8 protein-coding genes and 1 pseudogene are annotated in these 15700 nt (G+C 42.6%); 5 read left to right on the top strand and 4 right to left on the bottom strand.

What is annotated here, in order from left to right; all coding sequences use genetic code 11:
• Positions 1 to 9 precede the first annotated feature (9 nt).
• On the bottom strand, positions 10 to 501 hold the full coding sequence (locus ACNQO6_RS11230) for a chorismate--pyruvate lyase family protein (protein ID WP_202740702.1): 492 nt from the start codon (positions 499 to 501) through the stop codon (positions 10 to 12).
• 127 nt (positions 502 to 628) lie between these two features.
• Positions 629 to 2044 (bottom strand): type I glutamate--ammonia ligase, encoded by a 1416-nt coding sequence (gene glnA, locus ACNQO6_RS11225; protein ID WP_171067993.1) that lies wholly within the window; start codon positions 2042 to 2044, stop codon positions 629 to 631.
• Between the two features lie 734 nt (positions 2045 to 2778).
• On the opposite strand from glnA, the gene ACNQO6_RS11220 reads away from it, so the two are divergent.
• From ACNQO6_RS11220 to ACNQO6_RS11205, 4 genes are all read left to right on the top strand, one after another.
• A complete protein-coding gene (locus tag ACNQO6_RS11220; RefSeq protein WP_440209004.1) occupies positions 2779 to 4320 on the top strand; it encodes a peptide MFS transporter in 1542 nt (513 codons plus the stop codon).
• Positions 4317 to 6119 carry an aminopeptidase P family protein gene (locus ACNQO6_RS11215; RefSeq protein WP_440209003.1) on the top strand — a complete coding sequence of 601 codons (1803 nt, stop codon included), beginning with the start codon at positions 4317 to 4319 and terminating at the stop codon, positions 6117 to 6119. The genes ACNQO6_RS11220 and ACNQO6_RS11215 overlap by 4 nt, the downstream gene beginning before the upstream one ends.
• 296 nt (positions 6120 to 6415) lie before the next feature.
• Complete coding sequence (locus ACNQO6_RS11210; RefSeq protein WP_202740705.1) at positions 6416 to 7000, top strand: anthranilate synthase component II; 585 nt, start codon at positions 6416 to 6418, stop codon at positions 6998 to 7000.
• A 360-nt stretch (positions 7001 to 7360) separates the two neighbouring features.
• Positions 7361 to 8725, top strand: coding sequence for an L-cystine transporter (locus ACNQO6_RS11205; protein ID WP_440209002.1), 1365 nt, complete (start codon positions 7361 to 7363; stop codon positions 8723 to 8725).
• 59 nt (positions 8726 to 8784) lie between these two features.
• Here ACNQO6_RS11205 and ACNQO6_RS11200 read toward each other — a convergent pair.
• Positions 8785 to 11551: pseudogene (locus tag ACNQO6_RS11200) on the bottom strand (M1 family metallopeptidase).
• Positions 11552 to 11564: 13 nt separating this feature from the next.
• A complete protein-coding gene (locus ACNQO6_RS11195) occupies positions 11565 to 14297 on the bottom strand; it encodes a TonB-dependent receptor plug domain-containing protein (protein ID WP_440209001.1) in 2733 nt (910 codons plus the stop codon).
• A 351-nt stretch (positions 14298 to 14648) separates the two neighbouring features.
• Here ACNQO6_RS11195 and trpD point away from each other — a divergent pair, with 351 nt between their 5' ends.
• A complete protein-coding gene (gene trpD / locus ACNQO6_RS11190; RefSeq protein ID WP_440209135.1) occupies positions 14649 to 15698 on the top strand; it encodes an anthranilate phosphoribosyltransferase in 1050 nt (349 codons plus the stop codon).
• The last annotated feature ends 2 nt before the right edge of the window (positions 15699 to 15700 follow it).

Raw genomic sequence — 15700 nt, 5'->3', positions numbered from 1 at the left:
TCCTTAGCGTCAATGCTGTTGAATAAACTGTTCAAATGCGGGTAAAAACGTTTCCTGCACGATAAATTTACAACCATGCCAAGTATAACAACTCTGACGTGTCCATCCTTCTTCCAGATAAATGACCCGTCTCTCACAAGCTGGACTGGTTCTGTGAAACAGAAACCAGCCAATCGGTTTGTTACCAATATGCTGAAATAATCTCGCCTTTTTTTGCAGGCTTAAGATTGGAAAAATACTTTTTGCTTTTACCCAGGCCTGCTCTTCGCTGCCATAAAGATGGGTTTCTCGCACCCATGCCACATGCTGGGGCGGCATTTTCATCCACTGACTATCATTCAAAGTCATTCGCTGATAATGCTCTTTGATACGTTCAACATGAAATTGACCTTGCCCTAAATCGGTCAATTGTTGGGTCAGTGATCCCGATGCATACAACCATTTTTTTAATACTGCAGGAAGCTCTTTTCCTTTTATTCTGTTTGGTCGTAAATTTCGCATGCTTGGCTCACTAAAAACAACGCGATTAGTTTACATTAATTTCTCACGAAAAAGAGTACGACTTTCAACCGAACCAAAAACATAAAAAAAGCTCGCCGAAGCGAGCTTTTTTTGAATCAGTGATGTATTACAGGCTGTAGTACATATCAAATTCAACTGGGTGAGTCGTCGTGTTAAGACGACGTACATCTTCAGTTTTAAGTTCGATATATGCATCAAGCATTTCTTTAGTGAACACACCACCTTTCAACAGGAACTCATGGTCATTTTGAAGTGCTTCAAGTGCCATATCCAAGCTGTGAGCAACGGTTGGGATTTTTGCTTCTTCTTCAGGAGGAAGATCATATAAGTTCTTATCAGCAGCTTCACCTGGGTGAATCTTGTTTTGGATACCGTCAAGACCAGCCATCAACAACGCCGCGAAACCTAAGTACGGGTTCATCATTGGATCTGGGAAACGTGCTTCAATACGCTTGCCTTTCGGGCTAGAAACGTAAGGAATACGGATCGAAGCAGAACGGTTACGTGCTGAGTAAGCAAGCATAATTGGTGCTTCAAAATGTGGAACCAAACGCTTATACGAGTTTGTAGAAGGATTTGTAATTGCATTCAATGCACGAGCGTGCTTGATTACACCACCGATAAAGAACAATGCCATTTCTGATAAACCGGCATATTCATCACCAGCAAACAGGTTCTTGCCATCTTTAGAGATTGACATATGCACGTGCATACCAGAACCGTTATCGCCTACCATTGGTTTAGGCATAAAGGTTGCTGTTTTTGCATATTGATGTGCAACGTTCCAAACAGCATATTTGAACTGTTGAACTTCGTCAGCTTTACGAACAAGAGTATTGAAGCTCACACCAATTTCTAACTGGCAAGATGCAACTTCGTGGTGATGTACTTCTACACGACCTGGGCCCATGATGTCTTCAATTTTTGCACACATGTCAGCACGCATGTCTTGTGAAGAATCAACAGGAGGAACTGGGAAGTAACCACCTTTCACACGTGGACGGTGGCCTGAGTTACCTGCTTCATAATCTTTACCAGTCGACCAAGCCGCTTCTTCAGCGATCAATGTGTGGCGCGCGCCAGACATGTCGATATCCCATTTCACTTCGTCAAAAACGAAGAATTCTGGTTCTGGACCAAAGAATGCAGTATCACCAATTCCTGTAGATTTCAAATATTCTTCAGCGCGACGAGCAATTGAACGTGGGTCACGCTCGTAACCTTGACCAGTTGATGGCTCGATAACGTCACAAGTCACCACAACAGTCGGTTCAGCAAAGAACGGGTCAAGGAAACCGGTTTCAGCATCTGGACGTAAGATCATGTCAGAAGCTTCAATGCCTTTCCAGCCAGCAATTGAAGAACCATCAAACATTTTACCATCTTCAAAGGTATCTTCATCAATGGTATCAGCTGGGTAAGTTACGTGCTGCTCTTTACCCTTGGTATCAGTAAAGCGAAAATCGACCCATTTTGCGCCACTTTCTTTGATGAGTTGAAGGACCTTGTTCGCCATGCTCATTTGCTCCAATGAAATTTTTATGCACTTGTTAAGTGCGTGTTAGGTGTTGATGTATAATTAGCAATTATCATACCAACAATTTTAAAGCATACCTAAAACATTGAATTACTTATAAGTAATCGTGATTTAGATTCCTTGTCTTGAACGCATTATACTGTTTGCTTGTGTAAATGCACCATATTCACACATTTTCAAATTATGGCATATTTAAATAGCTCATTATTGCCCTTATTTGGTGCAAAATTGTTGCACTGTTATAATCCACTGCATCAATTTCAAACAGCTGTTCAAGATCATAATACTTTCTTATATAGAATGCTGAGATTCTTATCGGATAACCCGAAAAATAATCACATCTTTTATAACCGCTTGTTCAATGCATTTTTTGAGTTTATTTCAAGAACTTAAATTTTTTTATTCGCTTATTCATTCATGAGCGGCATTCTTAATTAAAAGTCTAATCACTATTTTTCATTTTTATGGATTTTTGTTATGAGGTACGCGATTTAATCGCTGTTTGACCAGCGTCTCAAACCTGTTAGCTTAGGCTTGTCGTTACTGAACCGAAAGCAAATTTTACTATTCATGTTCTTTTTCATTCACTTTTTTTATACAGGCCAAACTTGCTTTTACAATTAGAAAAAACTAAAAATCGTATACATAAATTTTTATTATTAATAAACAAACTCAAAGTTATGTTTATAAAAACTTAAAATCATTCAAGGATTTGATTAATGAAATATGACTTTGAACGAGCGGATAAAGCTTTTTTTGGACATCCCAAACCTTTACAAACGCTTTTTTTCACAGAACTTTGGGAAAGGTTTTCCTATTATGGTATCCGACCTTTACTGATCCTTTATATGATTGCCATGGTCAATGATGGTGGTCTGGGCCTTGATCGACCCACTGCCGCAGCGATTGTCGGATTGTTTGCAGGTTCCATGTATTTAATGACCGTTTTTGGTGGATGGATTGCAGATAACTGGTTAGGTCAAGCACGTGCTGTCTGGTATGGTTCTATTATTATTGCCTTGGGTCATCTTTCGATTGCCCTTAGCCCTGTATTTGATCAGTCTTTCTTTTATTTAGGTTTAGTACTGATTGTTTTAGGTTCCGGCCTGTTTAAAACATGTATTTCGGTGATTGTTGGAACCTTATATAAAGCCCAGGATGCAAGACGTGATGCAGGCTTTTCCATTTTCTATATGGGCATTAATATGGGGTCATTTATTGCCCCGCTGATTATAGGGCTTTTGGTCAAAGATCATGGCTGGCATTTAGGCTTTGGTATCGGTGGCCTCGGGATGCTGATTGCCTTATTCATTTTCCGTTTTAGGGCAATTCCCCAGCTCGAAACTTTTAACGCGCTACGTCAGGAAAACAATAGCTGTAGCAAACCGGTGGTAGAAAATAAAAATGCAGCTAAAATTGTATTTGGCTTTTTATTCACAGTTGCAGTCGTTATTGTTCTAACATTCTTGGGCATCATTCACATCAACCCTGTCGCTGTCGCGACCTATTTAACTGTAGGGATTGGTATAGGAATTATTGCCTATTTTGCTTATTTGCTGCTTTTCCTTAATTTAGACCAAAACGACAAATTTAAAATTATGATTTGTTTTGTGCTCTTGATCACGTCTGCCCTTTTTTGGTCCGCTTTTGAGCAAAAGCCAACTTCATTTAATTTATTTGCTCAGGATTATACCAATCGCAATATTTTAGGTTTTGAGATTCCAACCGTATGGTTCCAGTCGATTAATGCCCTCTTTATTATTATTTTTGCGCCAATTGCTGCATGGCTGTGGGCAAGACTGGGCAAATCGAACAAAGACCCAAGTTATATTTCAAAATTTATTATTGCACTTTTACTGGCAGCAAGCGGCTTTTTACTGATGTCACTGGCGAGTCATTTTGCCATTAGCGATGGTCTGGTCTCACCATTTTGGTTAGTGGGTGCTGTATTGCTGCTGACTTTGGGAGAACTTTGCCTCAGCCCGATCGGTTTATCGACCATGACCAAACTTGCACCCAATGTTATTCGTGGACAAATTATGGGCCTATGGTTCACCGGTTCTGCTTTAGGCAACCTCATGGCAGGCTTGATTGGTGGACAGGTCGCCGCAGATGCTATCGAAAATTTACCCACCCTGTTTATGCGCTGCGTATTGGCCTTGGTTATTGGTGCAATCGTGTTATTTTTATTAAAGAAACCAATGAACAAATTAATGGGCAAAAGTACCAGCAAAGTTCAACCTGATTTGGAAACCATATGAACAACTTAACTGTGCCAGAAAAACTGGTTCAACTTCGTAAACTCATGAACAATCAACATGTTGATGCTTTGGTTGTCATGAGTGCAGATCCGCATATGTCAGAATATTTACCTGACTACTGGAAAGCAAGGCAGTGGTTAAGCGGTTTTAGTGGTTCTGTCGGCACTTTAGTTGTGACCCAAAACTTTGCAGGACTCTGGGCTGATGGGCGTTATTGGGTACAAGCCGAACAACAACTCGCTGGAACCGGCTTCCAATTACAAAAACTGACCAGTGATGAATCTTCGACACATCTTGCCTGGATGGAGAAAAATCTACAGCCTGGTTCGGTCATTTCAGTGAATGGACAAACGCTTTCAATTCAGCAGTTTAAGGCATTGCAAAATACGTCAAAACAACGCGACTTTAAACTTGAAACACAGCAAGATTTAATTGGCTTAATCTGGTCTAATCGTCCAGAACTGCCCTCAGAAAAAATCCATTTAATGCCTGCAGGCTTAAATGCTCTATCCCGTAACGAAAAAATCCAGGCAATACGGGAAACTTTAGACACTAAGGCGATTGAAGGACATTTCATTTCATCTCTAGATGATATTGCCTGGGTCTTAAATGCACGTGGTCAAGATGTAGAGTACAACCCGGTATTCCTTTCACACCTATATATCAGTGCTCAACAGGCTGTTGTATTTGTTGATCGCAATAAGGTAGATCTAAGCACACAAGAGGCATTCAAAGCTGATGGTATTGAAATTCGGAACTACCAGGACACAGCTCGGTTTTTAGCCAATATTTCTGATGCATCTGTCCTGTTAGATCCAGCCAAAGTATCGATTCACCATGAACAAGCGATCGCAAAGGATATTCAGGTTGTCTACGACATCAACCCAAGTACACTTTTTAAATCGCGTAAGCATGAAAGCGAAATTGCGCATATCCGCCATGCCATGCTTAAAGATGGGGTTGCCCTTTGTCATTTCTTCCACTGGTTAGAAAAAGCTCTTGATCGTCAGGAGAACATTTCAGAACTGACCATTGATGAGAAAATTACTGCCTTCCGAGCTCAACAAGACGGCTTTATAGGGCCAAGTTTTGCGACGATTGCAGGCTTTAATGCCAATGGTGCATTGCCTCACTACCGTGCAACGCCAGAACACTACTCATTCATCGAAGGTGATGGTCTATTACTGATTGACTCTGGCGGGCAGTACATCGATGGCACCACGGATATCACCCGCGTTGTTCCCGTTGGGACACCAACAGAACAACAAAAACGTGACTATACGCTGGTTTTAAAATGTCATATTGCTTTGGCAAAAAGCATTTACCCAGAAGGTTTAGCTGCACCGCTCCTTGATTCAATTTGTCGTCAGACTTTATGGCAGCATGGTCTGGATTATCGCCATGGCACAGGACACGGTGTAGGTTTTGCGCTGAACGTTCATGAAGGACCGCAAGTGCTTTCTTATTATGCGCCAATACATGCCTATAGCAAATTGCGTGAAGGCATGATTATCTCCAACGAACCTGGGCTCTATCATGAAGGGAAATACGGCATTCGCATCGAGAATCTGGTTGCAAACCGGCTGCATGCTGGCTTTGAAAAAACCTACGGTGAATTTTTAGAGTTTGAAACACTCACCCTTTGCCCCATCCATTTAGATTGCGTCGTGGTAGATATGCTCACGCAGGAAGAGAAAGACTGGATAAATCGCTACCATCAAACCGTTCAAGAAAGACTAGCCAAACATCTCTCTGGAGAGGTTTTAGGCTGGCTGATTGATAACACCCGTAAGATTTAATCTTCTTCCATGACCGAGGCAGAATGTTTTTTTATGTCTAAAGAAAAGCTGATTCTGCCTTGATTGTCGTGATCTCTGTGAACAATCATATGTGCCCCCCGTTAAAGCTTTTTTCTGCAAAGTTGTAATGAATGAAATAGTTAAACTGGCCACTTCATTTTTTGTTATATTAGCCGCTGAGAAAGCGGCTTTTTATTTGATCAAATAAAGGTACTTTTTCAATATTGAGTATAATTGTGAGTACAATTTAAACTTTGAAATACATTCCTTCTACTTATTAGTGAGTTAATCCTAAAATGCTTCTAATGATCGACAATTACGACTCTTTTACCTATAACATCGTCCAGTATTTTGGCGAGTTAAATCAGGACGTAAAAGTAGTTCGCAATGACCAAGTCTCATTAGAGGATATTGAACGATGGCAGCCAAAATATTTAGTGATTGGACCGGGGCCATGTTCGCCAAGTGAAGCAGGAATTTCTATTCCAGCGATAAATCACTTTGCAGGAAAAATTCCTTTACTGGGTGTGTGCTTAGGTCATCAAGCCATTGGACAGGCGTTCGGCGGCAACATTATTCGTGCGAAAACCGTGATGCATGGTCGCTTATCCGACATGTACCATACCGACAAGGGAATTTTTAGCAACCTCCCTTCTCCATTCGCAGCGACACGTTATCACTCCTTGGTCATTGAGCAGGAAACACTACCAGAATGTCTGGAGCTCACTTGCTGGACCAATCAGGCAGATGGCACGATTGAAGAAATTATGGGTGTTAAGCATAAAACGCTTGCTGTGGAAGGTGTCCAGTTTCATCCCGAATCAATTTTAAGCGAACATGGACATCAGATTTTTAAGAACTTTCTAGAGCAGTATGCTTAAAAACCCAAACGTGATTTCCTATTTCGGCCTGTAAACAGCTTATTGCTTCCCAATAGGCTGTTTTTATTTTGAACATATAAAAACAATATACAACTTATACAAACTGCCTGTTTTTTAAGCTTTAAAATTAAACAATGGGCTATACCATTAACACAAATCATTCTTTTTCAATAATTAATCCACTTTTCACAGATTATAAAAAGTAAAGCTGCGACGGGATTTCAGATTAAACAACTCCCTTTTTACTTTTTTAGATTAACTATAGTCATAGGAATGATTAAGTTTCAGGGCAGCTGGATGGTAGAATCTATGCCATTATTTTTTAGCATCCCCCTGAAATATCAATCAGGACAACCTATAGTGAATACCTTGGTTTTATTGAATATTATTATTTTTGTCCTGCTTATGGCCGGATTGTTCTTTTCCTACCGAAAAGATTGGAGCCTTTCCAAGAAAGTTCTGATCGGTATGGTGGTGGGTATCATTTACGGCCTGGCGCTCAAAACCATTTATGGTGACGTTCAGATCATTGAACACTCAGTCGCATGGTTCAACCTGGTCGGTAATGGTTATATCCAACTGTTACAGATGGTGATCATGCCGCTGATTTTCGTTTCAATTTTAAGTGCGGTGGTGAAATTACATCAAACCACATCCCTTGGAAAAATTAGTGTTCTGGTCATTGGTATCCTGTTAGCGACAACGGCGATTGCTGCGCTCGTAGGCGCCACTATTACCAACCTGTTTGGTTTAACCGCAGAAGGTCTGGTTCAAGGGACCAAGGAAACAGCGCGTTTAGCCGCCATTCAGAGCCAATATATTGGACAGGTCGCCGACTTGGACATCCCTAAACTGTTACTTTCTTTATTCCCGCAAAATCCGTTTGCAGATTTAACCGGTGCTCGCCCAACGGCAATCATCAGTGTGGTCATCTTCTCTGCATTTTTAGGTGTTGCCGCTTTAAAGCTGATGGATAAAGATAAGGTTAACGGTGAAAGAATCAAACATGGCATTGAAGCCTTACAAGCTTTGGTGATTAGCCTTGTGCGTCTGGTGATGCAATTTACACCTTATGGCGTGCTGGCATTGATGGCCAAAATGGTTGCCACTGCGAATCTTGCCGATATCGTAAAACTTGGCGAGTTTCTGGTGGCCTCTTATCTTGGTCTTGCGATCATGTTCCTGGTTCACGCACTGATTCTGGTCTTCGTACGCATCAATCCGGTCGATTTTTTCAAGAAAGTCTTTCCGGTATTGAGCTTTGCCTTTATTAGCCGTTCAAGTGCTGCCAGCATTCCACTAAATATTGAAGCACAAACCAAGCAATTGGGTGTACCCGAAGGCATTGCCAGCTTCTCGGCTTCATTTGGCGCGACGATTGGTCAAAATGGTTGTGCAGGTTTATACCCGGCGATGCTTGCTGTCATGGTTGCACCTACGGTCGGTATCAATCCACTTGATCCCTTATGGATTGCCCAACTGGTGGTTGTGGTCACACTGAGTTCAATCGGTGTTGCTGGTGTGGGTGGCGGTGCAACTTTCGCGGCTTTAATTGTACTGCCTGCGATGGGTTTACCGATTACCTTGGTAGCTTTACTGATTTCAATCGAGCCATTGATTGATATGGGCCGTACCGCATTAAATGTGAACGGTTCAATGACGGCGGGTACAGCAACCAGTCAGTTATTGGGGGTCAGAAATCCTGACGCTGCGGATGATGCCTAAATTATCCTGAAAATAGAAAAGCCAACTTTTCATAGTTGGCTTTTTTTATGACGAGTAAATTACAACTTCAATTGCTGCACGATTGAACCATCCTGTTTTGCAACTAAGGATTCACACAGTTGAATCCGCTCTTTGGTCTGATTCAAACCGCGTTCGACTCCAACCAGCTCTTTGGTGCGTGGTGCAAAGAAAGTGTTGAGCTGTGTTGCTTCCTGTTGCGTACATGCCGCGCCACTAAACAAGGCCGGAAAACGTCCAGCAGAAGACTTGCCCAAGCGATCAAACACAGCCTCATGATTGTCCTCAAACCATGCCCATAAACCGCCTTGCTCTCCGCCATAGTTATTGATGGCGTTAATCACGGTACGTACTTCACCGACTTTCACCCGCGGATCTAAAACCAGTTGCTGTGCCAATGGACGTGTTTCAGTCTGGTTGGCTGAACCTAAAGCAGACAGGATGGCCAGACGTTGTGTCGGTTGGGTGACACGTTGTAATTCTCCAGCTAAACGATCAAACGCAGGCTTGCCCTTTTCTTGCACACGGACTGCCAGAATCGCCGGCAATAACTCTGGCGTAAGCTGGGCAAAGTTCAGTTGTGTCTGTTCAAATAAAGTATCCGATTGCTTTAACAGTTGTTGGCGTACTTCTGGTACCTGAATATCCAGTGCAAGGAACTGCGCCAATTCACTCCGCCATAAACTGTCTTCGGCAGACTCACCTGATTTACTGGTATAGCCCAATTGCTTCAACTTTGGCAGATATAAATTCGTGAGTACTTTTCTAAAATGTTCACGTTCCGCCGCGGTTTTTAACACATGGCGATGAATCGTGCTCAATTGCGGGAATAATGCAGTACTGATTTGACGACTGTCTGAAGCAGCGAATTTCTTGGCGACATCCACCACTGCCAATAAATTAATATCACCATGATTAAACGCTGCCGAAACGGCATAGGCATAGGCCAATTGTTCGCTGTTGGATAATTTCCCTGTCGCAGCAGTTAAACGTGCCAACTCTTTTGCCGGCAAACTGAACTGGTAATAACCTGCCGCACCGGCATTCGGAATATACCAGCTATTCACGGTTGCGCCTTTGAGCTCAATTTTGGCATGGGCCTGATCAATCAACTCACACTGAATTTTACTTGAGGCATTCGGTACCTCGTAACGTACACATAAAGGAACGCCCCAAAGACTATTGGCATCACCTTTAGAACCGACAGGGAGATAACGCGTTTGCTGCACATTTAAAAAGACTTTGTTCCCTTGTTGTTGTAAAGAGGTATTCAGCAAAGGTACGCCCGGTTGATCAATAAAACTTTTCATCGCCTTGGCAAAGCGCTCGCCTTGACCCGACTGCTCTGCTAACGCGCTGATTAAATCATTGGCTGTAGCGCTGCCATATTGATGCTTTTTAATATAATTGCGCACCCCTTGTTTAAATTTTTGTTCTCCGAGATAGCTTTCGAACATATTTAAAACCGCTGCGCCTTTTTGATAGGTGATCCCGTCAAAAGCAGTTTGAATATCAGCATTGCTTAAAATCGGCTGGCGGATACGGCGTACACTGACCAGACTATCGCTTTTCATGGCACCCGCAGTATCAACGACGCGTTCCAGATTTGCATTAAATTCAGGGTGCAATTGTTGAGTGATTTTACTTTGCATCCACGTCGCAAAAGATTCATTCAACCACAGGTCATCCCACCACGGCATGGTCACCACATCCCCGAACCATTGATGCGCCAATTCATGTGCATTGACATTAAATGAACTTTGTACAAATGACACAGGAGAGTCTTTATCCAGCAGCATCAGATAATCTCTGAAGGTGATCAGTCCCGGATTCTCCATCGCCCCAGCAGCAAAGTCAGGTGCAGCAAGTAAGTCCAGCTTGTCGAACGGATACCCAAAGGCAAAATAATCTTCTAATGTTGTTAAAATTGCTGGCGTTTCAGATAAGGCATGCTGCATTTTTTCAGCCTTGCCATCGGGTGCAAGTCCACGTAATTTGATCGTTTCTTTACGCCATGCTGTTGCACCAATATCAGGGCCTTTTTGTACTTGCCATGGTCCAACTGCCAGTGCCAGTAAATAGGTTGGTAAGGGTTTTGTTGGAGCAAAGCTAAGGGTTTTCCAACCTGATTTTTCGGTCTGTTCAGCAACCTGAGTGGTATTGGCGAAGCCCGAGTATTTACTTGGAATGGTTAAACGAATGTTAAAGGGTGTTTTAAAACGTGGTTCATCAAATGAAGGAAAAGATTGACGTGCACTGATCGCTTCCATTTGAGTCATGACATAAGGTTTACCCTCAAATTCAATTTTATAAATACCATCCAGTTGCTGGTCATAATCGGCATTAAAATCCAGTACCAAGCTGTACTGACCTGCAGGTACAGCCTTGGCAAATTTAATTATACTCACTCCATCGACTTCTGAAGCCTGCTCATATTTGGCCGTGGTTTTCTGCCCAGCTGCCGATAGGATATAGGCATCTTTTACCGACAAAGATTTACCATGAAGCCAGACATGATCGGTAGCTTGGGTCAGCTTTAAATGAATGGTGGTTTTACCAGTATAGCTTTTTTGTGCTGGGTCAATTTTAAAATCCAGATCATAAGATTCAGGTATGGCCCATTCAGGTAATTTGCCGATAGGAATCTGTTCATTGCTGTTTGATGCAAAAATCTGTGTAGCAGATAAAGAAAGTAATGTTGTCAGTAGCAATTGTTTTTTAAATGAAGGTTTGACCAACATAGGAGATCTGTCCTCTGTAGTTTTTAAAATAAAAAGATGCAGCAAATGCTGTACCACTTCGCTGCATCCGTACATCGTTGTTAGAATTTGTAGTTAAACTCCAGCCAAGCCTGACGGCCGAATGGTGAATAAGATCCTACTGGATAATATGGCCAGCCGCCTGTGTCATCGTGTTTCACTTTGTCAAACAGGTTATTCACAATGATTGATGCAGAGGCTTGAGGTGAGATTTGATAGCTTCCACTCCAGTTCACTAGATAAGTCGGGCTTAGATAAGCCGTTTGATTACCGTTTGGAATCTTGCCATAACGATTGACGAGCACCGTTGATGACCAATCACCACGACTCCAGCCCAGACTGGTATTAAAGCGGTCGCGCCAATCTGGAATGGTCAAATCTTTTAAATAGTTATCTTTCTCGCCATCTTTGGACTGTTGATATTCACGTTCAAGCACACGGCTATAATTCACAGTCCATAAGAAGTTACCCAGACGCTCTGTTTTCCAGCGCCATTTACTGGTGAAATCAATCCCGCGGGTATGGTCTGAGGCCGCATTGATCGGAACAATGTTGATATTGTTGATCACATTTGGATCAACCACGGCATTTGCAGGGTTGCGCTCAACTCGTGCTAATGCATCAATACATGGCGCAGAATTGATATCTTGCGTACCTAAACGACACGCAGCTTCTTGACGTAGAATTTTATCTGGACTGAGATTGGTCACCAGATTATCAATTTTGATATCCCAGTAGTCGACAGAGAGGTCAAATTTATTACTTGGTGACCAGACGAAACCTGCCCCATAAGATTTACCCTCTTCAGGTTTTAGATCTTTATTGCCTGTTAAGGTGTAATTGGCACCCGGCGAATAATCTTTAAAACTACATTTGTCTAAAGGCTGGCCTGTTTGACTGCAACGTAAATAATCGGTGGTACTTGGAAAATATCCCTTCTGTTTATTTAAAAACAGATAATTCATATCTGGAGCGCGGAAACTGGTCGCGTAGTTACCACGAACCAATAAGGTTGGATGGGGCCTAAATTCTAGTCCCGAACCGAAGGTGAACTTATCAATACTATTATCTGACAAGGCATAGCGGTCGTAACGTCCAGATAAGGTTAAATTTAATGGCTTGGCTAAAGGTAAGAACAACTCTGCACCCAAGGCTTGACGGGTACGTGCCCCACCATATTCACCACTGGACGTCGCATTATAAAATTCACCATTTTCCAGCGCTTTATCCGGTTTAATAGAAAAACCTTGACGACCAATTTCTGCCACTGCCGCAAGCTTGGCAGTTCCGGCAGGTAATTCAAACACGTCGCCATTTGCACTCAGGGTTAAACTTTGTGCCCATGACTTATCATTTTCCTCAGTCGTGCCTGAAATAGCTCTAAATTCACTGGCGCTCAGTGGTCGACTGATACGATCTAAATGCGGTGAATATATCGGAATGCCATCGGCATCTGTCCCCAATTGCCGGCCTAAGAAATATTCATCAACATTTGAACGGACCAGACCTTGTTTGCGTAATTGACTGGTATAAATCGAGCCATTATAGGCTGCTTCATAGCTCCAACTGCTGTCCCCAATATCGCCACGGATACCAAAGTTTAAATTGGAGGAGAGTTCCTTCCATTTTTTATTGGCTTGCTCAACGCCACCTAGTTCTTCTGGCGCAAAACGTCGCGTCCAGATTTCATAATTTCCTGTGTCTTGATTGAGGAAATAGCCACTACTTGCACCTAAAGATGTCCATGTCGGTCCACGGGTATTGTTTTCAATTTGATTGGCCCCAATCAAAACATCTGCGAATAATTGAGTTTTCTCATTGAGTTCATAATCCAGACCGAGATAGCCATTCTGGCTGCGATTCTTGGTCTGCACTGTCCAGTAGGTTGGTCGTGCCAGACCACTGGCACAGTTATCTACACCTGCTTTTCCGATATTTTTTACTGAACCTTTAAATAGTCCATCAAATGCGTCACACCCACCAATAGAAAGATACTGGCCAGTGTTGGCATTTTTACGCCCAACAATCGTGTCTGGCTTTTCTCCCCGACGGGTTCGGCTGGTCATAAAGTCCCGGTCTGCTGCCCAGATCGGTTCGCGTCCACTCAGCTCAAGTCCGTATACCAGATTGAGCTTATCCAGTGTTTTACTGCCACTCAGTTGTAGGCGTAGGTTCTCCCCACCTTCTTTGGTCCCACCTGCCTTGATATTGAATTGTGTGCCATCGGTTTTCTTTTTCAGGATAATATTCACGACTCCCGCAATCGCATCCGATCCATAAATCGCGGAAGCACCACCATTTAAGATCTCAATCCGATCAATAATCGCCGTGGGAATATTGGCTAAATTGACAAAATTGACCGCACCATCATAAGGTACAGGATAGTCAGCAACACGATGCCCGTTAATCAAGGTCAAGGTATGGTTCGGTCCTAATCCGCGTAAACTGATCGCATTGGCAGCAGGCGTAAAGGTATTGCCATAGTCAGCCCCTTGTACAAAGCCGGTATTTTGGGTCAGGTTATTTAATGCGTCGAAAGCATTGCTATAGCCGTGTTTTTCAATATCGGCCGCGGTAATCACCGTCACACTGGTCGGACCATCTTTTTGAGCTTTGGAAATACGTGAACCTGTCACTGCAACACGTACCACTTTATCCGACGTCGTCTGGGTTTGTGGTTTTTCTACATTGGTCTCAGCATAGCTTTCTAATGGATGAAGGCATGCAAAAAAGACAAAAACAAAACAACCTTTGTTTTTCACAGCCCCAAGATATTTCAAGTAATTTAGATACATATTTATGGATGCATAAAATGAAGACCGACCTAATATATCCACTTTTATTTATTTGATTTATACTCATTTTTTCTAGTGATATGTAGGATTAAGATATACCAAAAGGTTAATTCCTTATCATAAAAACTCAGAATAAATTAAAGCCTTTTTCCATAAAAAATTGGAGTGAACGCAACATACTGGATTGGTAAACCAGCAATTTTTTTAAAACTCTGATCGAACAACAAAAATCTTTGTTTATTTTCTGATAACATAGCTCACAACTTGTGAATCATGGATCACAAAAAGCCAATCCACCCAGACAACTGACCTCACCCAAAATTTCAATCATTAATGCTATAACTCATGACTATGAATATCCAACAGGCGCTGAACCACATTACCAAAAACATTCATCTGACCCAGTCTCAAATGGAAGATGTCATGCGTAGCATCATGCAAGGCGAAGCAACTGAAGCCCAGATTGGTGCGCTGATGATGGGTCTGCGCATGAAAGGTGAAAGTATCGATGAAATGACGGCGGCTGCACGGATCATGCGTGAATTTGCCATCAAGATCGATGTCAGTGATCTGCCTCATCTGGTGGATATCGTAGGTACGGGGGGTGACGGCCAAAACCTGTTTAACGTTTCTACCGCGTCAAGCTTTGTGATTGCTGCCGCTGGTGCAACCATTGCCAAACATGGTAACCGTGGGGTGTCGAGCAAATCAGGTTCTTCAGACCTGCTTGAACAGGCCGGTATCCATCTTGACCTGGACATGCAACAAACCGAACGCTGTATTCGTGAAATTGGCGTCGGTTTCCTGTTTGCACCGAATCATCACAAAGCCATGAAATATGCCGCAACACCCCGTCGTGAATTGGGGATTCGCAGTATTTTCAACTTGCTTGGACCATTGACCAATCCGGCGGGGGTCAACCGCTTTGTAATTGGTGTCTTCTCCGATGAATTATGTCGCCCAATTGCCGAAGTATTAAAACAGCTGGGTGCAGTACATGTTCTGGTGGTGCACTCTAAAGATGGTCTGGATGAAATCAGTCTGGCTGCACCAACCACTGTTGCTGAACTGAAAGATGGTGAAGTGACCGAATGGACACTCAATCCGGATGATGTCGGTATTCCTTCTCAAACCTTGTCAGGTCTAGTGGTCAACAGTTCAGAAGAAAGCTTAAAACTGATTAAAGATGCATTAAGCCGTGATAAATCAGAGATTGGCGAAAAAGCAGCAAATATGATTGCACTGAATGCAGGTGCAGGAATTTACGTTGCAGGGATTACCAAAACCTATAAACAAGCGGTTGAGCTGGCTCAGGATATTCTTTATGGCGGACAAGCACTCGAAAAAATGAGTATCTTGGCTGAATTTACCAAAACGTTGAAACAATATCAGGCAGACTAAGG

Source organism: Acinetobacter calcoaceticus, assembly GCF_051947995.1.
Taxonomy (GTDB): domain Bacteria; phylum Pseudomonadota; class Gammaproteobacteria; order Pseudomonadales; family Moraxellaceae; genus Acinetobacter.
The sequence above is the reverse complement of the archived record's forward strand: the minus strand, read 5'-3'. Positions and strand labels throughout refer to the sequence as shown.